Genomic DNA, 25269 nt, shown 5'->3' with positions numbered 1-25269 from the left:
GCCCTTTAACTTTGCGGTGTTTGAGATGAAGTTGGATTGTCCTCTTCATCATCGTCTTCATCGGGCGGTGGTGCGGGATTGACAAACTTTAAAATAAGAATAGAGATTCCGTATAATGCACTTAGAGGGATTGCTAAGAGAATCTGTGAAATCACATCTGGCGGAGCGATAATGGCTGCAACGATGAAAATAATTACAATAGCATATTTGAAAAAACCTTTAAGGCTTGCATCAGTAATCAGACCAATTTTTCCAAGAAAAAAGCACAATACGGGCAATTCAAAGGCGATTCCAAAACCTAAAATCAAACGAATAAAAAATGTGAAATAATTTTCAGCTGTGATATAGGCTTCAAAATGCTCATTGCCAAAAAGTAAGACATTTTTAACGATAAAGGGTAATACCCCATAATACGAAAAAACAACACCAATTGCAAACATAATCGTGCCAAAAAATACAAAAGGCAAGACAATCTTTTTTTCGTGTTTGTATAAGCCCGGAGCGACAAAAATCCATATTTGCCAAAAGATAACAGGTGTCGAGATAACAGATGCAGCAAAAAATGCGGATTTCATCGCGACAAACACACCTTCGACCATACCCGAGATGACGAATTTACCCGCGACTTCGTGTTCAAGCACATCACTTAGAGGTTTTTTGATAATGTCAAAAATCCCTTGCCAAAATAAAAGACAAATCATAAAGGTTACAAGTAAAACGCTAATAATCACGATTAATCGTGTGCGTAAGTCTTGGATATGAGGTTTTAAATCTTCAAGCATGGGATTTAAGAATCCTTATGTGTCTTGTGTGTGGGAGATTCTATAGGAGTATTTGTATCAGCGGCTATGTGATTCTCCTTTTGATTCTCTTTTTCACTTTGAGCGGGTAATTCATCTTGTTTGGGTAAAGATGGGCTATCGTAAGTAATTTCATTATTGAGACCTTCAAGCGTTGTGTTAAGAGACTTCACTGCATCTGCGCTGATTTCTCTAAGCTCGTCAAGTTTCATATCCTGTGTGATTTGTTTCATACCATCTTCAATGGTGTTTTTGTATTTGAGGGCTTCTTGTTTGAGTTCGGCAAGCTGAATCTCTTTGTCAAAAGTTTCTTTGGCTTCGTGGATTGTTTTTTTAAACGCGCGGAAAAATTTTACTACATCGACAATGGTTTGAGGGAGTTTATTGGGACCTAGAGCGATAACAGCGACAATTAATATAATGAGAATCTCAAATATACCCGCTCCAAACATTGCTTTGCCTTTATGAATTAATATTAAAATAGCATTTTATATTAAAAATGTTTAAAAATTGCAAATCTTGAAGGAATAAAAAATGCTTTTTTGATGAAATATCAGCTAAAATTTTATGGATTATTGATAAAGAGATTTCAAGGGAGTGAAGATGATTGATATTAAGGCTTTGGTGAATGATTTTGATACGATGAGCGATAAACTGCGTATTAAAAAAGTCGATGTAGCGACTTTAGAGCAACTCAAACAAATGGCTATCGCATACAAAACGCATAAGCAAGAGCTTGAAAACCTCCAAGCTTATCAGAATAAAACCTCCAAGCTTTTTGGGCAGTATATGCGCGAAAAAAAAGATGTGAGTGAGCTTAAAAATACCCTTGAATCTAATAAACAACAAATGAGTGTTGCAGAATCTCGTGTCAGAGAGATTGAGGCAAAACTTGATGATTTTGCATTACGCATACCTAATATTCCTGATGAATCCACGCCAGAGGGAGAGGACGAAAATGATAATGTCGAGATAAAAAAAGTCCTTAGCATTCCTCATTTTGATTTTACGCCTAAAGAACATTGGGAGCTTGCCTCTCAAAATGGTTGGATTGATTTTGAAGCAGGTGTCAAGCTCGCCAAAAGCCGTTTTTCAGTTTTGCGTGGAATGGGGGCGAAAATCAATCGGGCATTAATCAATTTTATGCTTGATTTCAATCAGAATGCAGGATTTGAAGCAGTAGTAACCCCAGTGATTGTTAATAGCAGAGCACTTTTAGGGACAGGGCAATTGCCAAAATTTGAAGAGGATATGTTTAAGATAGATTCTCGTCTTGATGACAGCAGTGAGAGCGAAAATGATTTGTATTTGATTTCAACTTCAGAGATTACTCTCACAAATCTTTATCAAGATACGATTATTCCCAAAGAAGATTTGCCGATTTTACTCACCGCGCAAACGCCTTGTTTCCGCAAAGAAGCTGGAAGTGCTGGGCGAGATACGCGGGGTATGATTCGCCAACATCAGTTTGATAAAGTCGAGCTTGTGGCGATCACTCACCCAAGCCAAAGTGAGGACATACAGCAAAAGATGATTGATACAGCAAGTGGAATCTTAGAAGCCCTCAAACTCCCGCATCGTTTGGTGCAATTATGCGGAGGGGATTTGGGTTTTAGTGCGAGTAATACCGTGGATATTGAGGTATGGCTGCCCGGACAAAATTGTTATCGAGAGATTAGCTCTGTGTCCAACACACGCGATTTTCAAGCACGAAGAGCAAAGATTCGGTATAAAGATGATAAGAAAAATTATCTTGTCCATACGCTCAATGGTTCATCACTTGCTGTGGGGCGCACATTGATTGCAATTATGGAAAATTATCAGCAAGCCGATGGAAGCATACTTATTCCAGAAGTGTTGCAAAAATATCTCTAAGGGTATCTAAATGGCAGAAGAAAATGTAATTCAGCTTGATGATGGGCTTGAGCCAACCCCTGCAGATTCTCAACAAGAAGAAACATCAGAGAATCCAGAGCAAGCTCAAGCACAAGAAGATGCTACAAAGTCTAACAAAATCAAAGAGTTATTAGGCAAATTTTTACCTTTTTTGCAGCCGCATATTGACACATTAAAAGACAACAAACCCTTGATGATTGGCATTATTGCTATCGCAGTGCTTATTTTTGTGTTTATCATTGTATTGTTTATCGTGCTTTTGCGAGATGATGAGCCTGAAGTGAAGACAAGTCCATCGCCCTTATCGCGTAAAATCATTGAACCTGCTCCAATTCTTGGTGCGACTAAACGCCCAGAAGTCGATAATACAGAATTTGGCAAGATGATACGAAAGGCAAATTTGCTTTATTTAAAAGGCGATAAGATGGAGGCTTTGGATTTGTTTCAAAATATCGCCGCATATTCAGAATCTATCGCAGAATATAATCTAGGCGTGATAAAATTACGAGAAAACGACTATAAGGGCGCAATACATTCATTTGAGAATGCTATTAATACAGGTAAAGATATTAGTGTGAGTGCGTTTGATGCTGCTTATAGTGCGTATATGCTTAATGATATGAATCTTTACGAATATTATTTAGGTATTGCTTCAAGTTATCTTTTTCATACGACAAATCAGCCTTTGTATTCTTATCTTTACGGACTTTTACAATATTATAAGGGATATTACTTTGAATCCCTTTCGCCCTTTTTGAATCCTAGCTCTTCAAGCTATGAGAGAGAGAGTAAAAAATTAGCTTCTGAAATGTTTTTGGTCTTTGGTGATGAGTATAATGCTTTAGCCCAACTCAAACAAGTGGCTGATAAAGAAGATAATTTTGCCATTGCTCTTTTGCACGCAAGGCTTGGCGAATATAATCAAGCACGGCAATATCTTTATGAATATTTAGGGCATTATCAAGGGAATCTTGATGCGCTAATGGCATTGCAACTTATTGAGCTAAAAAGAGGGAATTTTAAAGAAAGTGCCTTGCTTTTGGAGAGACTGAATGCTAAAGAAGAAGACGCAAAGATTTTTGCGCAGTATCCGATTAAAGTCAAGCTCAAAGATGATTTGTTTGATATTAATCTTGCGCAAGAAGCATTTTGGGATCGTCAATTTGAACACAATAAAATGCTTGGCTATAAGATTCTGTTTTATTATGCGCCTTTTAGGGTTTTTAACGCCAAAGATGCCCTTGAAATTATACAAAGTGGGAATCTCAATGCGCTCTCTAGCAACCTTGAGAGTGCGAAGACTATTTTACAAGATGGGCAAACGGTCTCGCATATCAATCAAGCAATTGCACAAGATTTGCGTGTGCTTACACTTCATCAAGATTTGAGAGAGATTATCAAATCAATGGAAAAATCAATCAAAAATTATCCCAATCATTCGATTTTGCACTACAATCTCGGATTGCTTTATGCCCAAATGAATGATTTTGATAGTGCGTATGCGCATTTTATTCGTGCTTATCACTTAAATGGTAACGATGTAATGGCGGGTATTTTTGCCTTGATATGTGCCGAGCTTACCTATCGTGATACAAGGCGGTTAAATCATAATATTTCTAATGATTTTGCCGAAATTCACTTTGATTCACCGCTTGAACGCGAATTTTTACTTTCACTTTTCCGTTACACTGGAGAATCTCCAGCAGACCCGCTTTTGTGGCTTAAAGACACGCAGGCTTATAAGCTTCAGGATCGAAAGCCTATTCATTATGCTTTAAATGCAGTGTATGGGATTTATAATGCCGATGCGACACGCATTACAGAATCTTTTAATGAGATTAAAAATATTTATCCTAGAGATGTCGTGGCAAATACAATGTATGAGCTTGGCAAACGTTTCAGAATGAATCTCAAAGATTTTTCTTTACAAATGAATGTGATTTATAAAGAAAAGAATCTTGACTTGCGTCCTATTTATTATGGTCCTTCTTTGGCTCGGGAATTGTATGTTTATGTCGGGTTTGTAACAGGATCGTTGCGCTCGATTCAAGAAGAGCTTGAGTCAAAGCTGATTGTCGAGACACGCTCGCCCAATGGTATTTTGCAGGCTTTGGGGTTATCAAATATTTATAGTAATGATTTTGAAAAGGCTTTCGCAATTTACAATTCCTTGATTGATGATTTGAAAGAAGACGATTCACAGACACGATTTTTTGCAGCGATTTCCGCAATGGGTGCAAATCGTCATGAGAATGCTGTGGCTCTTTTGCAATTAGCCAAAATGGAATCCGCGATTAATTTCGAAGCACGTTATGTGTTGGGATTGCTTTATCAAGAGAGCAAAAATATCAAGGCAGCGATTCAGCATTATGATAGAATCTCAAATACGCATTTTGTCTCTGAATTTTTTGATTTTGAGATTGATACGACTGATTTGCTTGATGCTCACCAGAATAGTGAGTTCAAGACTTTTTAGAGTGAGACTATTTTAGTTTTTTTGTTTGAGTTGTTTTGCGCGCCGTCTTGCTCTTTGCACTCTGCGATGAGCAAGGAAGATTTTATAATTGATGCTCCACCATACAAAATCTTTGATTTTTTCGCGTTGATTGGTTTGTCGGAGATATTCAAGATCTTCATTGAGCTCAAGAGTTTGCACGATATTTAAAGATTCTTCAATAATCTCTTCAAGTTGTTGAAACTCACTTGTCCCATCTTGCTCACGCGCAAGCACTTCAAGCTTTTGGAGAACTTCTTGTGGCATAAGCTTACGCTCGGCTTTTGTGAGATGAAGCAAAGGAGTAAGTTCTTTGCGATCTTGTGCAGTTAAAACAATTTTATTTTTTGACACCTTAGACTCCTTAAATATCAAATGATTAAATTTTGTAGAAATTATACCTAGAATTGTAAATATTTCAATAATTTTATATGAATTAAAATTATTTTAAGTTGGTTTATAACTACTTAAAGAATTAGAGAATCTAGGATAAAAATAGAAACGCGTTTTTGGATTTTAAAGTATGGTTGTGCAGAGTAATTGCCACAGGCTCGTTACCTCTGTGGCAAAGTCTATACCCCAAAAGGAGCTAAGATAAGTTTAATCTATGGTGCTTTCTTGAAATACTTTACATCACTAAAAGCTGTATCGCACTTCAGCAAAGGCAGTGCGCCCTTGTCCGATAAGGAATCCATACCCGGCAATAGGGTCGCTTACATCGCCATTATAGTAGCTGTAATAAAATGTATCAAAGAGATTGCGCACACCTGCACTTATGTTCCAATCTCCCGCACGATAATTCACTCCTAAGTCTGTGAGAATATATCCCGGAATCGTATCTTGCCCATTGCTTGTTGTAGTAGTGCCTTGCGCATTACGAGTAGTTGTAAATGTCTCAATGTCTTTTTGCTTCCCAATAAAGCTATTTTGTAGCCAGATACCAAACTTTCTCATAGGCTGATAGTGGATACTCAAAGTCGCTTTATAGTTGCTCACATAGGGGATTTTAGCGTTTGAGCTTTTGCCATTATTTTTCAGCACACGCGCATCGATATAGGTAAAGCTCTCACTCAAGCGCAACATATCGCCAAAGAGGTATTGTTCGGAGAAGAGTTCAATCCCTGTGCGTTGCGTCTGGTCATAGTTCCCATAGGTTACGCCTGATACGGAGTGCGCGTTCCCAATCGTGTAAAATTCATTATGTGTGAGTGTGTAGAAGAGTGCGGCAGAAAACATCACAGAATCTCCCCAAAAGTCTTTTAACCCGATTTCAAAAGTATCGTAAGTTTCTTTTTTTAAATCTGTAGGGAGATAAGTCCGACTTTGTCTCTGCAAGAGATTATTCGGAGAGGGGGAGAAATATCCCCGCTCATATTTGGCATAGATATTGCCATAGTCAGAATAGCGGTAATTAGGCGTGAGCTCTAGGGCGATGTTGTGCTGGGTTTGATTAAGTGTGCCATTTGCGCCATTGCTTGCGCTGATAGTATTTTCCATACTAACGCATCTTGTGCTTCCTGATATTGTATAGCAGCTATACAACACATTGCCATTTGGTTGATATAATCCACCTTTTGTATTGTATAGTGCGTCTGCCCAATAGGTTGCAGCTTCATAGCGCACTCCACCCGTGAGGGAGAATCTCGGTGTGAAATCGTATTTTTCAATCGCAAAGAGTGAATTACTCCATTTTTCACCTATAAATGGGATATTAATATAATGACTATATATGGTAGTTCCATTATAGTTATTAGAATTTCCGCTACTACTACTACTGAACATACTATTAGTGTTAGTTGTCCCATTAATATCTTGATTCATCACGCGTTTGCCTCTGTTGTAGATAGATTCTAATCCCAAGATAAGGCGTCCGTTGTGATGCTTTAAATCGTATTTGGCTAAAAGCCCGATTTTTTGGTCATCAAAAAGTGAGCCGCTTTGATCGGCAGCAGTTCCACTCCAATTTAAATTTGAATAGTTATAATTGCTTAGTCGCGTTACAGAATCCACATAATCAATATGATTGAGATGATAGAAGGCTTTGAGGTCAAGTTTAGCATTTTCGCTTAATCTCCCCTCATATCCGAGACTGACATCGAGTCGCTGCTGGGTGTTGTGCAAGTCGCCATTACCTGCGGTTTTTCTGTCGCTTTTGGCGGGGTTGGGAATGTCCATAAAGGAGTTGTTAGGAGAAGTCTTAATATCGCCATAAAAATAATCAATGTCAAAATTTATGCTATGCCCCCCCCCCGCTACAATATCATAAATCAACCCAAAATTCGCCTCTCCGCCATTGGTTACATCACCCTCTCTTGGTCCGCCACGCAAGATATATGCCGCACCGAGCGAAAGGTGTGTCCTATCGCCGACTTTCGCGCCAAATTTCGCATCAGCATTGACATTATGTCCGGTCGAAGCAATGATATTTGCATAGCTTAGCCCTGCGCTAAAAAATGGCTGCTCGTATCGTTTTTGTGTCGTGATATTGACTACTCCTCCGCGTGTGCCATTCCCATACATTACTGCACCTCCACCGGGCAGAATCTCAACAGATTCTATGGTATTAGGAGAGAGTGTGTTCATCGGTGTAACGCCATGACTAGAATCTAGCATATTCGCATACACGCCATTAATCAGCACTTGCACAGAAGTATTGGCGCGATTGCCTTGCCCCCTTAAATCAAGGTTGCTACCTAAACCAACATTGGAAAGCCCGACAAAAGGCATATAGCGGAAAATGTCCTCTGTGGAGCGATAACCTTTGTCTTGAATGGATTCTTTATCGATTTCATAGACATTGCGATTAAGCTCATCAAGCGTGGCTTTCATAGTCGCAGTAACGACAGATTTGTTGAGCTTGACGCTTTGTTGAGTTTTTTCGTCTAAAGCCTCATCAGCAAAAGCAGATATTGACAAACTCGATAATGCAGTAAAGAATAAAATATATTTTTTCATTGTTTAAGATTCTCCTTTTGAAATTTAAAACGCAAGGATTTTAAACAGAGTTTCTTTAAAGATAAATTAAATTATAAGAATAATTTTTAATATAAATATAGTTATGTGTAAATATTCATACAATAAAGGATTAGTTATTATAATTTTAAAACTATAAGAATGATTATTTTTTTGTTGATTCGGCTTTATGCAGAGAAACAGATGAGGAGGAAGAATAAAAGGATTTTAAGCTACAGGTTAAACTCATCTTGGACCCAGCTAAAAGCCGGGTTCAAGCTTACACTAAACTACATAAAACCCTAAAAATTTATTTCCAGAATCCCATTTAACGAGAGTTTTATTGTTTGGCTCAAGATGACAGATGTAGAATCGAGTAGTCAAAGCATAGCTTTCACTGCTAGGATTGTGGATTCTAGAATCTGCAAATGAAAAATAAGGCTTTATGATTTAAAGACTCCAATTGAGCGTTTTTCCTGCCCATAAAGGGATCACAGCACCTAAGGGAGTCATAATACGCTCGGGAATGACAAAGGGCTTTCGCGAAAGGGTGATTGATTTTTGTGGAAAGTCTGTGAGGTGATAATTTTCTATTGCTCGTTGGCTGATAAATGTTTGGAGATTCTCTAATGCGTTGTGTTCTTCAAAAAGCGTGGCTAGGGCAGGGAGTAGAATCGGAGCAGCAAAAATCCCTGCTGCTCCATTTGCGGTGAGTTTGGCAGATTCTAAATGTGGAGCAGAATCTGAACCAAAGCTCACTTTAGGGTGGGCGTTGAGTGCAGCTTGTAATAAGGCTTGCTGATCTTTTTTGGTCTTGAGTATAGGTTTGCAAAAATGATGCGGATTAAGCCCTTTGCCTAGCACATCATCAAGGCTCATACTGATATGATGTAGTGTCAATGTGGCATAGAGATTGGGGTATTTTTCAACCATATCAAGACTACGCGCATCGCTCAAGTGTTCGATAATTGTTTGGAGTTTGGGAAAATTTTGGGCGATGTGCTCAAAAATAGGTAAAAATTCGTATTCTCGCTCTAAAGAAAAGCCATTACTTTCCCCATGAATAGAGAGAATAAAGCCTAAATCTTGTGCATATTGGAAGACTTGGAGTGTGTTATCACTCAAAATTTCTTTGACACCCCCTTCACTACCTGTGGTCGCTCCTTTGGGATAAAGCTTTAGAATCTTAATCCCCGCTTTTTTGGCTTCTTGGAGTTCTTGGAGATTAAGAGATTCTGTGATAAAGAGTGTCATAAGGGGTTTAAAAGACGAAGGAGCGCAAAGAGAGAGAATCTGTTTTTGATAATCTTTAGCAAGAGCGGTATTTGTAATCGGAGTCGTGAGATTTGGCATCACAACCGCTGCGCTAAAGATTTGCGCTGTATAAGGCAAGACACCTTCAAGCATCGCACCTTCGCGCAAATGCAAGTGCATATCCATAGGGTTTAAGAGAGTGAGTGTTTGCATTTTAAGCCTTTGGTGTGGGATTTGTTCGGCATTCTTCAAGGAGAGCAAGCAGTTTTTGCTGATAAAGCACAGAATCTTCTTGTGTTTTAGCTTCGAATCGACTGACAAGCACAGGCGTGGTGTTGCTCGCTCTTAATAGCCCCCAACCATTTTCAAATACGACACGCAAACCATCGATTCTGATAATATCTATGATTTTGGGAAAATCTTTAGGTGGATTGTCGAGTTTTTGTGCTAACGCATCAATAAGGGCAAATTTTTGCTCATCGGTGGTAGGGATTTTCTCTTCGGATGTGGAATAAAAGCGAGGCAGCGCAAGAATCTCTTTTTCAAGCTCTTCTGGCGTGAATGACAAAAATAACTCTAAAGCTCTTAAAGCAGAGTAAATCGCATCATCATAGCCAAAATAACGATCATTAAAAAAGATATGCCCACTCATTTCTGCAGCTAGGTGGGCATTTTCTTCTTTGAGCTTGACCTTGAGATTGCTATGTCCCGTTTTATACATTAACGCTTTGCCGATTTTATTAATCTCATCATACATTACCTGCGAACACTTCACTTCGCCAATCACGATAGGGTTTAAATAGTGTTTCTTCATCTCTCGCGCAAAGAGGATTGCAAGCTCATCGCCTTTATAATGATAATCTTTCGTGAGTAATGCTAAGCGGTCTGCATCACCATCAAATGCAATACCAATCGGGATAGAATCGGATTTCATTAAGTCTTGTAAATCTCTAAGATTCTCTTCTTCGCTCGGGTCGGGGTGATGATTGGGAAAAGTGCCATCGGGCTTGAAATATAACGGCGTATAAGTGATATTTAGCTTTTTAAGCACAGATTCTATGCCTAAGCTTCCCACGCCATTACCGCAATCAATTGCGACAGGATAAGGAAAGTCTTTGAGTGATTGGAAAGCGTTTGAAAGATATTGTGTGTAAGATTCTAAGGCATTAAGTGTAAGGTGTGGTGCGTTTAAATCTTTGGGATAGGGGTTTTGAGAAAGCGTGCTTAGGAGCTTTTGCCCGAGCTTTTGAATGGATTGCCCATAGAAAGGCATTTGGTTGATAGTGATTTTGAATCCATTGTATTGGGGTGGATTATGCGAACCTGTAATCATCACAGAGTGTGGGCAAGTGATACCATCAATGGTATTAAAAGTCGCAAAATATGCTACCGGTGTGGGAATCATTCCCAAATGATAGACTTGCACATTTTTTGAGACAAAGCCGGCTTTGAGCCATTCAAAAAGCGTAGGGGAATGCACCCTTGCATCGTATCCGATATGCACCATTGGCGGGAGATTTGTATGCAGAATCTCTTCAGCAAGCAAACGACCGATATTAAACACCACATCGGCTTTAAGCTCTTTGTCAAAAATACCGCGAATATCGTATTCGCGAAAGATTGTCGCAATGTTTGAATGGGAATCTTGTGGAATATGTGTATGAGAATGAGGCACGATAAATCCTTCATTTTGGCTTTAAAGATTTGTATTTTGACATATTTTCGGTAAAATTTTGCCTTTTCATTAATAAAATGTTTAATTGCGTGTGAAATCTTGCAAGTTTTAAGGTAAAATATCGGAAATTATCCTTATTATATGAATTTTAAAGAGACTTTATAAACTGAAGGTAGATTAAGTGTTTAGGGTAGCATTGGAAAATATCGCAACTTATGAGGCTGGAAAGCCTATTGAGCTTGTCATACGAGAATTTGGCATACCTGCAGATTCTGTGATTAAGCTTGCAAGTAATGAAAATCCTTATGGGACTTCGCCGCGAGTTTTAGAATCAATCCGTGAAAATATCCATAAGGCGCATTTGTATCCTGATGATTCTATGTATGAGCTAAAAGAGGCTCTTTCCCATCATTATGGTGTGCAAGCTGATGAGATTATTATCGGTGCGGGCAGTGATCAAGTGATTGAATTTTGTCTGCAAGCAGTGGATCATCATAACGCATGTGTGTTAATGGCAAAGACGACTTTTGCGATGTATGAAGTGTATGCAAAGCTTGCAGGTGTAGAGATTCTCAAAACCCCTAGTGATATACATCGTCTTGATGAGTTTGTGCGCATTTATCAAGAGGTGAGTAGTAAAAAGCGCGTGAGTATTGTCTTTTTGTGTGTGCCTAATAACCCGATGGGAGAGTGTTTGTCCGCAAAAGAAGTCGAGGCATTTATAGAAAAAGTGGATAAACAAACTTTAGTCGTCCTTGATGGGGCGTATCAAGAGTTTGCTAAAGCCAAAGATTCTGATAAAGGGCTTGATCCTGCGTATTTGATTAAAAAATACAGCAATGTCATTTATCTTGGGACATTTTCAAAGGCGTATGGTTTGGGCGGAATGCGTGTGGGTTATGGGATTGGTTCAAAGCATTTGATTGCAATGCTTCACAAAGTCCGACCACCTTTTAATATCACGACTTTAAGCCTTCAAGCAGCAATTATCGCACTTTCCGATCAGGATTTTGTGGCGCAATGCGTCAAACAGAATTTTGAACAAATGCGGTATTATGAGGAATTTGCAAAGGACAATCATTTAAGTTTTATCCCTTCTTATACGAACTTTATCACATTAACGAATCTGTCATTTGAAAGCACACATTTGTGTGATTGGTTGCTTACGCAAGGTGTGATTCTGCGCAATTTGAAATCCTATGGGTTAAATGCTTTTCGTATTACTATTGGTATGAGTTCTCAAAATGAGCGAGTTTTAGAGCTCTTGAAACAATATATTCAAAAGAATAAATAGGGGCAATCGTGGATTTAAGATTGATTATTGAACAAATCAGTAGAGTTTTAAATAAAATCAATAAAAAACAACGAATAATTATTCTTGCTACAATGATTATTCTTGTGGCGTTTTTAACCTATCTTATTCTTTTTAAGGTTACGACAAAAAACGAATATGAAAACTATGAAGTATTATTTAGTAATTTAAGTCCAGAGGACAGCGCGGCTATTTTGCAGAAGCTGCAACAAACAAAAGTTTCTTATAAGATTCCTAAAGATAATATCATTATGATTCCCAAGGATCAAGTTTATGAGCAACGCATTGTGATGGGTTCTTTGGGATTACCAAAGACAAGCAAGAATGTTGGTTTTGATATATTGCTTGATTCACCCGTAGGTGAGACACCTTTTACACAAGATATGAAATTTTTGATTGCAAAGCAAAATGAACTTGCGCGCACGATCGAGAGTCTAAGACCGATTGAAAAAGCTATCGTTAATATCTCAATGCCTAAAGAATCACTTTTTGTCGAAGGCGGACACCCACCTTCTGCATCTGTAAAAATCACGATTAGAGACAATATGTTTCTCTCTACCGAGCAGGTGATAGGGATTAAACATTTAGTTGCGGCTGCTGTGGAGCGATTGACGCCTGAAAATGTAAAAATTGTTAATCAAGAGGGCGAGCTTTTGGGCGAAGAAGATGAAGCTGCATTGCAAGGAGCTTTAGCCAAAAAAGCAGCCTTTCAAAGGCGATTCCAACAAGCAGAAGAGCGCGCAAAAGAAGAGAAAATCATCAAGTTTTTGCAGCCGAGCGTAGGTGATGGTGTGCAAGCTCAAGTTACAATGGAATATGACTTTAGTGTGCGTAACAGCACACAAGAGGAGTTTGATCAGAATCCTGTAATCCGCTCCATTCGTGAATACGAAAAAGAACGCAAAGGCTTTAGACCTCCGCAAATCGGTGGTGTGCCTGGTGTGGTAAGTAATATCGGACCAGTGCAAGGGCTCAAAGATGATGAGATGATGGAGTGGGAAAAAGAGAGCGAAGTAACACAAAATAATGAAATTGGTAAAAAAGTCAGTTCGATTCAAGAACATTATGGTGTTTTGAAGCGAATGACAGCTTCGGTAATGGTAGATGGTGTGTATAACGAAGTCGTAGGCGAAGATGGAATCTCGCGTCTTGAATACAGCCCGCGTAGCGAAGAGGATATGAATAAATTTCTCGAGGGAGTGAAAAAGACTATCGGCTATAATGAGGCAAGGGGTGATCAAGTCGAAGTGATCAATATGCAGTTTAGAAGCACCCAGCTTAATTATAAACCTAAAGATTCTTGGGAGCTTTTCTCTGATAAAGTCGAACGTTATCTAGGACCTTTTATGCCACTACTTAAATATGTCATTGTGGCAGTGATTATTTTCATTTTCTACAAGAAGATTGTCGCACCATTTGCAGAGCGTATGCTTGAAGTGCAAGAGGAAGAAGATGACGATATTGAATCATTAATGCAAATTGATGACGGGGAAGATGATGTGAATAAGTTTAGCGAGCTTAGAAAACGTGTGGAAGACCAGCTTGGTATGGGTTCAGATTTTGATGAAGATAGCATCAAGTATGAAGTATTGCTTGAAAAAATACGCAATGTTATCACTGAACGTCCGCAAGAAATTGGCTCACTTTTCCAAACATTAATCAAAGATGAGTTAGATCTTAGTGATGGTGTTGGGCATAAATAATTTTAAGGAGGCATTATGGCAATAACACTAAGCCCTCGACAAAGAGCGCAATATGATGAACTTTCAATGTCCGAAAAGATAGCAATTTTATTAGTTCAGCTCGGTGATGAGATTACTTCCGAAATTTTCCACCATCTTGATATTGATGCGATTACAGAAGTCAGTAAGCAAATCGCTCAAATGGGAGGAACTGATAAGACGATAGGAGCTGCAGTTTTAGAAGAATTTTATGTTATTTTTCAATCGAATCAATACATCAACACAGGCGGTATGGATTATGCGAGGGATTTGCTTGTCAAGGCTCTTGGACCAGAGGCTGCGAAAGCGATTTTGGATAAACTTGCTAAAACAATGCAATCTCAAAAGAATTTTGCTTATCTTTCAAAAATCCGTCCCCAACAGCTTGCAGACTTTATTATTAATGAACACCCTCAAACGATTGCTCTTATTCTTGCTCATATGGATGCTAGCGGGGCAGCGGAAACATTAGGATATTTTTCTGATGATTTACGCGCAGAAGTGGCGATTCGTATGGCAAATCTTGGGGATATTTCGCCCAATGTCGTTAAACGCGTCAGTGCAGTATTAGAAAACAAACTTGAATCGCTTACTAGCTACAAAGTCGAAGTGGGTGGCACACGTTCTGTGGCAGAAATCTTTAACCGCTTAGGACAAAAAGCTGCGAAGGCTACTATTGCGCATATTGAACAAATTGATGAGCAGTTGGCTATCGAAATCAAAGAGATGATGTTTACCTTTGAAGATATTTCTAAACTCGATAACAATGCGATTAGAGAGATTCTCAAAATTGCTGATAAGAAGGATTTGACACTTGCACTCAAATCTGCTCCTGATGACTTGAAACAAAAGTTTATGGGCAATATGTCGCAAAGAGCAAGTGAGCAATTTATGGAAGAAATGCAATTCTTGGGTGCTGTAAAAGTGCGTGATGTGGAAAATGCCCAAAGAAAGATTGTTGAAGTCGTTCAAACACTTTCAGAACAAGGTTTAGTCCAATTAGGAGAGCAAGACGATGTCATTGCTTAATCAAGAAAATATCATTGCTCAAGAGCATCTCAAAGATCATAATATTAAAAAATATGAGTTTAAGAGCATTACAAGTGAGATGGTTGAAACGGGCAAAGAATCTTCTGCTTCCCCCGCACCTGTGTTTGTTGATCCTAGAGAATCTGCTCCATCAGTGCGTGAGGAGATTCAAGAATCATTAGAGCAAAATGCAGGTAAAATCGCTACTTTGGAGCAAGAGCTTGTCGAGCGACTTTTGCAAAAGACTGATGAATTATCTGGTTCTTTGGCGAAGTTGCAGATTCAATTTGAAAAACTGCAATTAGAGAGCGAACAAAGAGTTGTGAGTGCGCGTGAAGAAGGCTATAAAGACGGCTTTCGTGAAGCTGAAGAAAAAGCAAAAGAGGAGCTTTTTAGTGATGTGAATGCGCAAAAAAAATCATTGGTTGATTCTATTATTACTCTCGAAGAAGCATTGAAAAAAAGTCAAGCGCATTTGGAAGATTTGGAAAAGGAGCTAAGTGCGATTGCTGTGGATATTGCTAAAGAAGTGATATTGAGTGAAGTGGGTGAAAATTCACAAAAGATTGCTTTGGGATTAACAAAAGAGCTGCTTAATTCTATTATGGACGCTACGAATATTAAAATCAAGGTCAATCCTAGTGATTATTTGTTTCTCAAAGAACAACTTAAAGATAATATTAAAGTCGAGTTACTTTCAGACAGCGCAGTTTCACTTGGGGGTGTAGTGATTATTAGCGATAGTGGGAATATTGATGGAACAATAATGTCGCGTTACAAGAATCTTAAACAATCTGTTTTAGAACAAATGCGCGATTAATAATTAGACAGATTCTAAAATGTGGTCAGGGGCAAGGATAGGATATGGAAGAGGTTAATGTCGCTTATCAGGAGAATATCGCTGATTTAAAATCAATGAATATTGCAGAGCTTGAAATGGTAGCTTCGCGTATCAGAGAGAGAATTGTTAAAGTTGTCAGCCAAAATGGTGGGCATCTTAGCTCCACATTGGGGGCGGTTGATCTTATTGTAGCAATGCACTATGTTTTTGATACAAAGACATATCCTTTTATCTTTGATGTTTCTCATCAAGCTTATGCGCACAAGCTTTTGAGTGGGCGTTGGAATGAATTTGAGACTTTAAGGAGCTTTGGGGGTATTAGTGGATTCTGTAATCCTAAAGAATCTGCGAGTGATTATTTTATTGCGGGACATAGCTCTACTTCGATTTCTTTGGGGGTAGGTGTGGCAAAAGCTTTTGCTCTTCAAAAGCGTGATGCTATGCCGATAGTGCTTATCGGTGATGGCTCAATGAGCGCAGGGCTTGTGTATGAAGCACTTAATGAATTGGGTGATAAAAAGTATCCTATGATTATTATCCTTAACGATAATGAAATGAGTATTTCTTCACCGATTGGAGCTATCAGTAATTATCTTTCACAAGCCCTCTCAACACCAATGTATCAAAAAACACGCGACAAGATTAAGAAGATTCTGCAAAAGATGCCCGATTCTGCTAATTATTTGGCAAGGAAATTCGAAGAATCTATCAAGCTTATTGCCCCGGGGCTTTTGTTTGAAGAGTTAGGTTTAGATTATATTGGTCCCATTGATGGGCATCATTTAGAGCTTATTATTATGACATTACAAAAAGCTAAAGAGATGAAAAAACCTATCATTATCCATGCTCAAACGACAAAAGGCAAAGGTTATGAGATTGCCGAAGGACGTTTTGAAAAATGGCATGGAGTGGGTCCATTTGATATTGATACGGGTATGCCTTTAAAGAAAAGCATTTCTCGTAGTCCTACATCAGTCTTTTCTGATGCACTTAAGACTTGTGCATTAAAAGATGAAAAGATTGTAGGAGTAACAGCAGCGATGCCTAGCGGAACGGGTTTGGATAAATTGATTCAATCTTATCCAAATCGATTTTGGGACGTGGCAATTTGCGAGGCTCATGCGGTAACATCAATGGCAGCAATGGCAAAAGAAGGATTCAAGCCTTTTGTGGCGATTTACTCGACTTTTTTGCAACGGGCTTATGATCAGATTGTCCATGATGTCGGGATTCTAGGTGTTCCTGTGCGATTTGCGATTGATCGAGCAGGGATTGTGGGTGAAGATGGAGAGACGCATCAAGGTTTGCTCGATATTGCTTATTTGCGACCTATTCCTAATATGGTGCTTTTTGCTCCGCGTGATAATGAGAATCTCATTAAGGCAGTGGAATTTGCAAGTCGCTATGATCTTTCTCCTTGTGCGTTTCGTTATCCTAGAAATCAATTTATCTTGTCGGATAATATTTTTCAAGCAGAAGATTTTGTGTTAGGTAAAGCCGAGATTCTCGCCAAAGGTGAGAATCTGCTATTGATTGGCTATGGTAATGGTGTAGGCAGGGCTTATCAAACTTTCCTTGCATTGCAAGAAAAAGGATATTCCCCAACTTTGCTTGATTTGCGTTTTCTTAAACCTCTTGATGAACAGCTTTTGTGCGACCTTTTTTTGACACATCGTTTTGCTTTTGTGTTTAGTGATAGTTATTGTATGGGTGGTGTAGGGAGTGCGCTCTTAGAGTTTCTTTCACTCAAGCAAATCAGCTCGTGCCAATTGCATAGTTTTGAGATACCTGATCAATATATTACACATGGCAACACAGCCATAGTCGAGCAATCATTAGGTTTGCAGACGACAAATTTTGTCCAAGAGATTCTTAAAAGAATATCACTATAGAATCTGCAATTTTTGGACTTTTGGTTAATAAAATCAAGTAAGGAAATTGTAAGTAATGGTGCGGGAGAGAGGACTTGAACCTCCACACCTTGCGGCGCCAGATCCTAAGTCTGGTGCGTCTGCCATTTCGCCACTCCCGCGTGTGTCTGTTGTGAAGATTAAAAGGTGAGATTCTACTTTGTTAATGTTTAAAAGATTCTGAAACTTTTATCTGAAATAGATTTTTTGTTTGAAAAGCCTTCAAATAGAGGAAAATAAGGCAAAGAAAAAGAAAACAAGACAAACTAGATTTGTAAAGCATCTTAAAGTTTAATTGAGTTACAATTCTATTCTTCAATAGAATAATTAAAATGTTTTTCAAAGGGTTATTATCAATGAACACTATCCATCGCAAACAAATTTATAATCCCGAATCTCAAGAGAGTGTTTCAGATAGAAAAATTTTTGGTGGCAATCCCACAAGTATTTTTGATCTTAATAGAATAAAGTATCAATGGGCGTATAATTTATGGAAAGTAATGTTGGCAAATACTTGGTTTCCCGAAGAAGTCAATATGAATGCGGATAAACGTGATTATAATGGCGGACTCACTGCACAAGAAAAATTAGGCTATGATCGTGCCCTTGCTCAACTTATTTTTATGGATTCTTTACAGACAAATAATTTGATTGATAATGTCAATCCTTATATCACAAGCCCTGAAATTAACCTTATCCTTGTGCGGCAGGCTTTTGAGGAGGCATTGCATTCTCAAAGCTATGCAGTGATGGTAGAATCTATCTCGGTGAATACTGATGAAATTTATGATATGTGGCGTGTAGATATGCAACTAAGAAGTAAAAATGACCATATTGCCAATGTATATATCGAACTCGCACAGCAACCAAGTGAGCGTAATTTGCTCAAAGCAATGTTTGCTAATCAAATTTTAGAGGGTATTTATTTTTATAGTGGATTCTCATTTTTTTATACATTAGCTCGAAGTGGGAAGATGTTGGGTTCTGCACAAATGATTCGCTTTATTCAACGCGATGAGGTTACGCATCTGCTTTTGTTTCAGAATATGATCAATTCTTTGCGTAAAGAACGCAGTGAGCTTTTCACACCTTCGCTTGAAGAGGAGGTGATTGAAATGTTTAGAAGGGCTGTAGATGTTGAATCTAAATGGGGAGAATACATCACGCAAGGGCAGATTCTCGGGCTTACCACAGAGATTATCCGTGAGTATATTCAGCATCTTGCCGATGATCGCTTGAAAGCGGTAGGGTTACCACAACTTTATGGCTCAAAAAATCCTATTAGATGGGTGGATCAATTTGCAAGTTTTAATGAGCAAAAAACGAATTTTTTTGAGGCAAAGGTTACTAATTACGCAAAAGGGAGTATTAATTTCGATGATTTCTAGAAAATTATACAGCATGCAGATGAAAACAGGACAAGATTTTGAAGAGAATCTTAGAATCATTGAGGATTTTATCGCTCATTGTGGTAAAAATGCCATTATTTGCACGCCAGAAGTAGCACTTAGCGGGTTTGTTTATCAAAAGATCAATGAGGCAGGTGAGTTTTCAAAGGTTGCCACAGAGCGGCTTTTGGAATGTAGTGCAAAATACAAAAACACGCTTATCACGACAATGATTGAGCAAAAAAATAAAAAGTTTTTTAACAATCTTAAAGTGTTTCATAAGGGTGAGATTATCCATAAACAAAGCAAAAATAAGCTTTTTACTTTAGGTGATGAGCAGCTACATTTTAAGGCAGGAGAGAAGGGTGAAATCAGTATCTTTGATATTGATGGCGTGAAATGCGCAGCGTTGGTTTGCTTTGAGCTTCGTTTTGTGGAGCTTTGGGAGCAGATTAGAGGCGCGGATATTATTTTTATCCCTGCGCAATGGGCAAAAGCTCGTAAAAACCATTTTGAGATTCTCTCACAAGCTCTTGCTATTGCCAATCAAGCTTTTGTGGTCTCAAGTAATAGTGCTAACGATACGATGGCAAAAGGAAGCTCAATCATCACGCCTTACGGGATTGTGTATAAAAATGATAAAAAATCATTTGTGGCGTGTGAAGTGGATATTAGTGAAACTTCAAGAATGCGCAAATATGTCAATACGGGGATTCGGATTAACTAATGCAAACACGAATGGCTCAACAAATGTGCGAAGAGATACAGAGGATTTTCCCGCTGTCTCCTAAGGTGCGAGAAGCACTTATTGCTGTGGATAGAGAAATATTTGTGCCTTCTGCATTGAAACATTTAGCCTATAGTCTTGATGCTTTGCCTATGGTTGATTCTCAATGGATTAGCTCTCCTTTGACAGTGGCAAAAATGAGTGAATACCTTGCTCCCAATGGAGGAGATTCTGTGTTAGAAGTTGGCTGTGGGAGTGGATATCAGGCAATGATATTTTCTAAAATGTTTAGACGCGTCTTTAGTATTGAACGCATTGGCAAGCTATTGAATGAGGCAAAAGAACGTTTTAGACTTTTACAAGCGCACAATATCTTTACAAAGCTTGCTGATGGACAAAAGGGGTGGGAGGAATACGCGCCTTTTGATGCGATTTTGTTTTCTGCATGCGCAAAGAGTATCCCACATACTCTTGTGGAGCAGCTTAGTGAAGGTGGCGTGATAGTCGTTCCTCTATTGGAAGGAAATAAGCAAGTTATTAAACGTTTTGTTAAGTCTAGGGGGCAGCTTGATAGGGGTGAGAATCTAAGTGAATGTTTGTTTGTGGATATTCAAGATGGGATTTTACAATAAATTGGAGTGAGTGCTATGACTATTTTTGCTATTATTTCTTTAATAGTAGGATATACAGGAGCGTTCTTGGTGCATTTTTACACAAGCCAAGAAGACTTTGAACTCAAAAAATACCCTAATTTTGTTTATTTCCTTTTTCTCCTCTGTGTTTCTGTGATTATTTATTTCTCAACGATTTTTCTTGGATTACCTTATCAGATTTTTTTCCTCTCATATAGTATTTTAATGCTTTTATGTGTGTTGGGATTGATTGATATCAAATGTCTTGCTATCCCCGATGCACTTAATTTCTTATTTTTGATGATGTGTGTCGCGTATGCGTTTTTGTATCTGCATAGAGATTTGAGTGAATTGTTTAGTCGTATTTTTATCGGATTTGGATTAGGGGGTATTTTCTTTGCACTAAAGATTTTTTATCAAAGTCTTACGCGTAAAGATATTATAGGCGAGGCAGATATTATTGTTTTAAGTGGCTTAGGGGTCGCGTTTGATATCTTTTTTGCTCTTTTAAGTGTATTTGCGGGAAGTTTTATTGCACTTTTGTATGCTATTTTTTTGGGAATCTTTCAAAAAACTCAAATCAGGGATATTAAACTTCCTTTTGTATTTTTTATGTTTATAGGCGTGCTTTTAGTCTATATCACATCGCCCTTTTGGAAGTTTGTGTGATGCTGAAACGTTATTTATTTACTTCGTTTTCTCAAGTCTTTTTTCCCTTTTTTTTCGTTTTGCTTTTTATCGCATCTGTGGTGCTTTTGATTGATATTGCAGGGCGCACTTATGTAGTAAAGATGAGTTTTATAGATTTAGGGACACTTTTTGTCTATCTTATACCCGGAAATCTCTTTTTTATCGTGCCTATTACCTTTTTTGCCGCATTGGTATTATCAATTTCGCGTTTGGCGTATGATTATGAGCTCATGGTGTGTTTTTCTTTAGGGGTAAAACCTTTAGCGATTGTGAAATATTTTTTCCCCATTACATTGATCGTTACATCTGTTTTGCTCATTTTTTCATTAGTAATGCTTCCTTTGACGCATAGTGCTTCAAAGAATTTTATCGCTCAAAAAAGAGCAGATATTGATGTGAATATCAAACCCGGCGAGTTTGGGCAAAAGCTTGGCGATTGGCTTGTGTATGTTGATAGTGTCAAAAATCGTGTGTATAAGAATCTGATTCTATTCTCTGAAAATGGCTTTGAGGGCGATACTTTTATTGTCGCGCAATCAGGTAAGACAAACAATAATCAAGGCTTGTTTGAGCTTGACTTACAAGAAGGCAGTGCGTATTTTGCCTCGCAAAAAGAGATTAAAAGAGTGGATTATCATCAAATGAGTGTGCGACAAAATGTCAGCGAACCACAATTAAAGAGTTATGATTTATTAGAGTATTGGGGAGAAGTCCTTACTCCCCATAGTGCTAGTAAGGCTCGCAAACTTGCACAAGCCATTATGGTGTCATTATTCCCTTTAGTGTCGCTTTTTTTAGTGCCGTTGTTTGGGATTGCCAATCCGCGCTTTAAGTCGAATATGTCTTATTTTTATGTGATTACTTCAGTGGCTTTGTATTTTATCGCTATGCACATTGTTTCAGAGCATTTTCCGCTCACAGGTATGCTGACTATCCCTCTTTTGTGGTTTGTGGCTTCTTTTGTTTTATACCGAAAATTTATTGCAAGGTTTTATTAATGGGTTTTTATGCTGCCATTATCGCTTATGATGGTAGCGCGTTTAGCGGCTTTGCAAAGCAAAAAGAAACTCACATTAAAAGCGTTTTAGGTGCATTACAAGAATCTTTTGCAAGAGTGGGGATTTTCTCTCCTATCATCGGCGCAGGACGGACAGATAAAGGTGTGCATGCTACAAGACAGGTTATACGATTTACATGCGATCATTTGCAAAATACTTCAGAATCTCTTCAAGCCTTTGCCAAACTCTTAAACACAAAACTTTATCCGCATATTTGTATCCGCACCTTATATCCTGTGGATAAGGATTTTCACCCTCGATTTGATGCTAAGGCAAGGGCTTATCGCTATTTGATTAGCCCGACTTTGCCCTCACCCTTTGAATCTGCCTATCTTTCTTATGAAAGAATCGGTGATGAACAATTATTTCAAGCAATGCTTCATCTTTTTGTCGGCACGCATAATTTTACGATGTTCAAGAAAAATGGCTCATTTACCAAAGACGATGTGCGGAGCATTTATAAGGTGAGATTCTATCATTATCAGAATCTTAGGGTTGTGTATATTGAAGGGAGCGGATTCTTAAGGGCGCAAGTGCGATTGATGATAGGTGCAGCCCTTGCAGTGAGCCGCGGCGAGCTTTCTCGTGAGGATTTTATCGCCCAGCTTCAAGCACACAAACAAAGCTATACTTATCCTATTAGCCCCTATGGCTTGTATTTGTGCAAGGTTGTTTATCAGAATCTACCGATAATCTCCCCTTTCACCCACTAGAATGACTTTCATTTGGGGGTCATAAAAAGCTTTTGTTTGTGCGTTCTTTTGCCAATTATCCCCTTGATTCCAAGTTAATAATGGCATATCTTCTCCTTGAATATTTTGCAGGTTTGCAGTTTTGATAAAATCATGCAAGTAATACGCAAAGCTCACTGCATCGACACAGCCACTTTGTGCAATCATTTGGAGATTCTCAATAATTTCCTCGCTTTTTGTTTTCAAATCTTCTTTAGCATAATAAGGCACATAATAAGAGGTGAAAAATCCTGATTGTTTAAAGGATTCTAAGAGTCGGTATTGTGAGCTTTCTACGATAATTTGACGTGGTGAAAAATAGTGTTTTTCAGTGAGGTCTTTGAGGATTTGTAAAGAAGATTGTGCGTTTGATTCATTTAGATTCTTAAAATCAATCCAAAGTCCTACCTTATCCCCCCCCCCCGTTGTATTTTCAAGCTGTAGTGTCTCACTGATTATTTTAAACATCTCATCTAAATCCAAACCAATGCTGTCTTCTAATCCGTCATGTCCTACATCAAAATACGGCTCGGGTGTGTCTAAAAAATGCACATCGATTTCAAAGCCATAATATTTATCGCAAAAATCGTTAAATTTTGCTATTTCATCAACTCGGTGTAGCCATAGCTTGGAGGGGACAATGAAGCTAAGGTCATCATCTTTTAGTTCCTTATCATAATCCTTGCCTCCAAAGATTCTAGCACGATTTTTGTGATAAGTCGCGCTAAAAGGGCTTGCATTACTAAGGGTATCTTGCGTTTTGATACCGAGCAAATCAAGGAAAGCATGGATAAAATCATCACTCATAAAGGGGAGATTCTGTGAATCTTGCACTTTTTGCACGATGTCGGGGTGTTTTTGCTTGAAAATATCACTCATATAAATCATAAAAGGGATTTCTATCATAAATCTTGAAGACATTGATTCTGCGTGTCCTGAAAAATCCCTAAAATTATAGACTTCATCGCCATGATCACTCAAGAAAAAGATGATAGATTCTTCATCGGCAAATCGTTGCATAATCTCACCCACGACAAAATCATTATAGAGTATTGCATTGGCGTATTCTGCTTGTGTTTGCGCTTGTTTTTTATTGAGGTGAAACAGCGATTGTGCAGAATCTACAGCTTGTGTGTTGAGATGAAGCATATCATCAGCACTGAATTTATTAAAGTCTTTGGGGTAACGTTCGCGATAGGTTAAATGCGTCCCCATTAAATGAAAGACATAAAAGAGTTTAGAATCTTGAGGGATTGAGTGTTTATCAAGCATCGAAAGAAGTATTCCATCATAAGTTTTGCCCACATTATGGCTATTGCTATAAGTGCTAAAGAGCGTTTGCTTTGCCCTTTGTGCGATTACTTCAGGAGCATTGCCCCAAATGGAAATCGCTTCTTGATTGCTTAGCCAAATGCTATGATAACCGCTAAGATTCATTACATCAATGAGATTTTGCTGTTTAAACCACGGCGTAGAGGCATTTTCATAGCGACTAAAGGTAAGTATCTTGCTTAAGGCAGTATTTGTATGAGCGTGTGGCGCAATCACATCATTAAACACAAAGAGATTCCCTTTTGACTTAAGCTCATCTAAAATCGGTGTAGTAGGCAAGTCATAGCCATAGAGGCTCATAAAGTTGCGTTGCGTGGATTCTCCAATGATAAGAATCACACGCGGAAGCTGCAAATTATTTTCAAGAATCGGGTAGGGTTTGGAAAGCTTTTCGTTCATTTCTTTATTAAGTTCGCGATATTGCGCTATGTAAGCATTTTGCGATATGATGCCTTGCGTGATTGTTTCTACCCATCGCATGAGATTGACTTTTTCTGCGTAGTAGCTTATGGGGTCATCTACACGCAATGCTTTAGTTCCTACACTTACGACAATAATAGCAAAAAGTGCAAAAGCAATTTTGGGGTGCGGCTTAAGCGTGGGAGTCTTGATTGGCAGCAAGAAAAAAGCAAGGTTAAAAAGAATCAAAATTCCTATAAGGATTAATATTTTTACATTCAAATAAGTAGAGAGAAATTCTTGTGCTTCTTGTGGATTAGTGCTTAGGAATATTTCAAAGAAAACGACATTGAGTGATGTCTGAAAGGTAAGGATAAGAAAACAATCCACCAAAGCAATCAAAGAGACAAGAAGGACGAGAAAGATTT

Annotated in this window: 20 protein-coding genes and 1 tRNA gene; 13 read left to right on the top strand and 8 right to left on the bottom strand. The window is 38.4% G+C overall.

The genetic code is table 11. The features are described 5' to 3' along the window. Window positions 1–5: 5 nt before the first annotated feature. Both tatC and tatB read right to left on the bottom strand, forming a co-directional pair. Window positions 6–782, bottom strand: coding sequence for a twin-arginine translocase subunit TatC (gene tatC / locus LS68_RS07920; RefSeq protein WP_034372069.1), 777 nt, complete (start codon window positions 780–782; stop codon window positions 6–8). A 5-nt stretch (window positions 783–787) separates the two neighbouring features. Next, window positions 788–1252: a Sec-independent protein translocase protein TatB gene (gene tatB / locus LS68_RS07915; protein ID WP_052100439.1), complete on the bottom strand. Its 465-nt coding sequence runs from the start codon at window positions 1250–1252 to the stop codon at window positions 788–790. A 151-nt stretch (window positions 1253–1403) separates the two neighbouring features. Between tatB and serS the strand changes: the two genes are divergently transcribed. Next, entirely contained in the window at window positions 1404–2675 is a 1272-nt protein-coding gene (serS, locus tag LS68_RS07910) for a serine--tRNA ligase (RefSeq protein ID WP_034372066.1), read from the top strand. Window positions 2676–2685: 10 nt separating this feature from the next. Further along, entirely contained in the window at window positions 2686–5172 is a 2487-nt protein-coding gene (locus LS68_RS07905; RefSeq protein ID WP_034372063.1) for a hypothetical protein, read from the top strand. 12 nt (window positions 5173–5184) lie between these two features. Here the strand turns inward: LS68_RS07905 and LS68_RS07900 are convergent, their stop codons facing one another. From LS68_RS07900 to LS68_RS07885, 4 genes are all read right to left on the bottom strand, one after another. Then, window positions 5185–5544, bottom strand: a complete 360-nt coding sequence (locus LS68_RS07900) for a hypothetical protein (protein ID WP_034372061.1) — start codon at window positions 5542–5544, stop codon at window positions 5185–5187. 282 nt (window positions 5545–5826) lie between these two features. After that, window positions 5827–8145 (bottom strand): TonB-dependent receptor, encoded by a 2319-nt coding sequence (locus tag LS68_RS07895; protein ID WP_138091364.1) that lies wholly within the window; start codon window positions 8143–8145, stop codon window positions 5827–5829. Window positions 8146–8592: 447 nt separating this feature from the next. Continuing rightward, the gene (pyrC, locus tag LS68_RS07890; RefSeq protein WP_034369614.1) at window positions 8593–9609 is read right to left on the bottom strand and encodes a dihydroorotase; all 1017 of its coding nucleotides are present in this window, start codon (window positions 9607–9609) and stop codon (window positions 8593–8595) included. Window position 9610: 1 nt separating this feature from the next. Beyond that, window positions 9611–11026: a phosphomannomutase/phosphoglucomutase gene (locus LS68_RS07885; protein ID WP_034370918.1), complete on the bottom strand. Its 1416-nt coding sequence runs from the start codon at window positions 11024–11026 to the stop codon at window positions 9611–9613. Between the two features lie 226 nt (window positions 11027–11252). Between LS68_RS07885 and hisC the strand changes: the two genes are divergently transcribed. The 5 genes from hisC to dxs are packed head-to-tail and all read left to right on the top strand — an operon-like array spanning window position 11253 to window position 17866. Next, the gene (gene hisC, locus LS68_RS07880) at window positions 11253–12365 is read left to right on the top strand and encodes a histidinol-phosphate transaminase (RefSeq protein WP_034369612.1); all 1113 of its coding nucleotides are present in this window, start codon (window positions 11253–11255) and stop codon (window positions 12363–12365) included. 8 nt (window positions 12366–12373) lie between these two features. Next, window positions 12374–14086, top strand: a complete 1713-nt coding sequence (gene fliF, locus LS68_RS07875; protein WP_034369610.1) for a flagellar basal-body MS-ring/collar protein FliF — start codon at window positions 12374–12376, stop codon at window positions 14084–14086. A gap of 15 nt (window positions 14087–14101) precedes the next feature. Continuing rightward, window positions 14102–15133, top strand: coding sequence for a flagellar motor switch protein FliG (gene fliG, locus LS68_RS07870; RefSeq protein WP_034369608.1), 1032 nt, complete (start codon window positions 14102–14104; stop codon window positions 15131–15133). Next, entirely contained in the window at window positions 15120–15953 is an 834-nt protein-coding gene (fliH, locus tag LS68_RS07865; RefSeq protein WP_034369607.1) for a flagellar assembly protein FliH, read from the top strand. The genes fliG and fliH overlap by 14 nt, the downstream gene beginning before the upstream one ends. Window positions 15954–15997: 44 nt before the next feature. Continuing rightward, on the top strand, window positions 15998–17866 hold the full coding sequence (gene dxs, locus LS68_RS07860) for a 1-deoxy-D-xylulose-5-phosphate synthase (protein ID WP_052100148.1): 1869 nt from the start codon (window positions 15998–16000) through the stop codon (window positions 17864–17866). A gap of 56 nt (window positions 17867–17922) precedes the next feature. Here dxs and LS68_RS07855 read toward each other — a convergent pair. Beyond that, a tRNA-Leu gene (locus LS68_RS07855) sits at window positions 17923–18006 on the bottom strand. A gap of 234 nt (window positions 18007–18240) precedes the next feature. On the opposite strand from LS68_RS07855, the gene LS68_RS07850 reads away from it, so the two are divergent. Genes LS68_RS07850 through truA form a run of 6 tightly spaced genes read left to right on the top strand, consistent with a single transcriptional unit; the run spans window position 18241 to window position 23092 of the window. Next, the gene (locus LS68_RS07850; protein WP_034369605.1) at window positions 18241–19272 is read left to right on the top strand and encodes a ribonucleotide-diphosphate reductase subunit beta; all 1032 of its coding nucleotides are present in this window, start codon (window positions 18241–18243) and stop codon (window positions 19270–19272) included. Then, window positions 19262–19999 (top strand): carbon-nitrogen hydrolase family protein, encoded by a 738-nt coding sequence (locus LS68_RS07845; protein ID WP_034369603.1) that lies wholly within the window; start codon window positions 19262–19264, stop codon window positions 19997–19999. The genes LS68_RS07850 and LS68_RS07845 overlap by 11 nt, the downstream gene beginning before the upstream one ends. Further along, window positions 19999–20631, top strand: coding sequence for a protein-L-isoaspartate(D-aspartate) O-methyltransferase (locus tag LS68_RS07840; protein WP_034369602.1), 633 nt, complete (start codon window positions 19999–20001; stop codon window positions 20629–20631). Before LS68_RS07845 ends, LS68_RS07840 begins: the two co-directional genes overlap by 1 nt. A 15-nt stretch (window positions 20632–20646) precedes the next feature. Then, the gene (locus tag LS68_RS07835; RefSeq protein ID WP_052100146.1) at window positions 20647–21300 is read left to right on the top strand and encodes a prepilin peptidase; all 654 of its coding nucleotides are present in this window, start codon (window positions 20647–20649) and stop codon (window positions 21298–21300) included. Further along, window positions 21300–22319 (top strand): LptF/LptG family permease, encoded by a 1020-nt coding sequence (locus LS68_RS07830; RefSeq protein ID WP_034369599.1) that lies wholly within the window; start codon window positions 21300–21302, stop codon window positions 22317–22319. The genes LS68_RS07835 and LS68_RS07830 overlap by 1 nt, the downstream gene beginning before the upstream one ends. Continuing rightward, the gene (gene truA, locus LS68_RS07825; protein WP_034369597.1) at window positions 22319–23092 is read left to right on the top strand and encodes a tRNA pseudouridine(38-40) synthase TruA; all 774 of its coding nucleotides are present in this window, start codon (window positions 22319–22321) and stop codon (window positions 23090–23092) included. Before LS68_RS07830 ends, truA begins: the two co-directional genes overlap by 1 nt. Here the strand turns inward: truA and LS68_RS07820 are convergent. Then, window positions 23063–25231, bottom strand: a complete 2169-nt coding sequence (locus LS68_RS07820; protein WP_241993717.1) for a phosphoethanolamine transferase — start codon at window positions 25229–25231, stop codon at window positions 23063–23065. The two genes, truA and LS68_RS07820, sit on opposite strands and share 30 nt — an antisense overlap. Window positions 25232–25269 lie beyond the last annotated feature (38 nt).

This window comes from Helicobacter sp. MIT 05-5293 (assembly GCF_000765665.2).
In the GTDB taxonomy this organism is placed as follows: Bacteria; Campylobacterota; Campylobacteria; order Campylobacterales; family Helicobacteraceae; genus Helicobacter_C.
The sequence above is the reverse complement of the archived record's forward strand: the minus strand, read 5'-3'. Positions and strand labels throughout refer to the sequence as shown.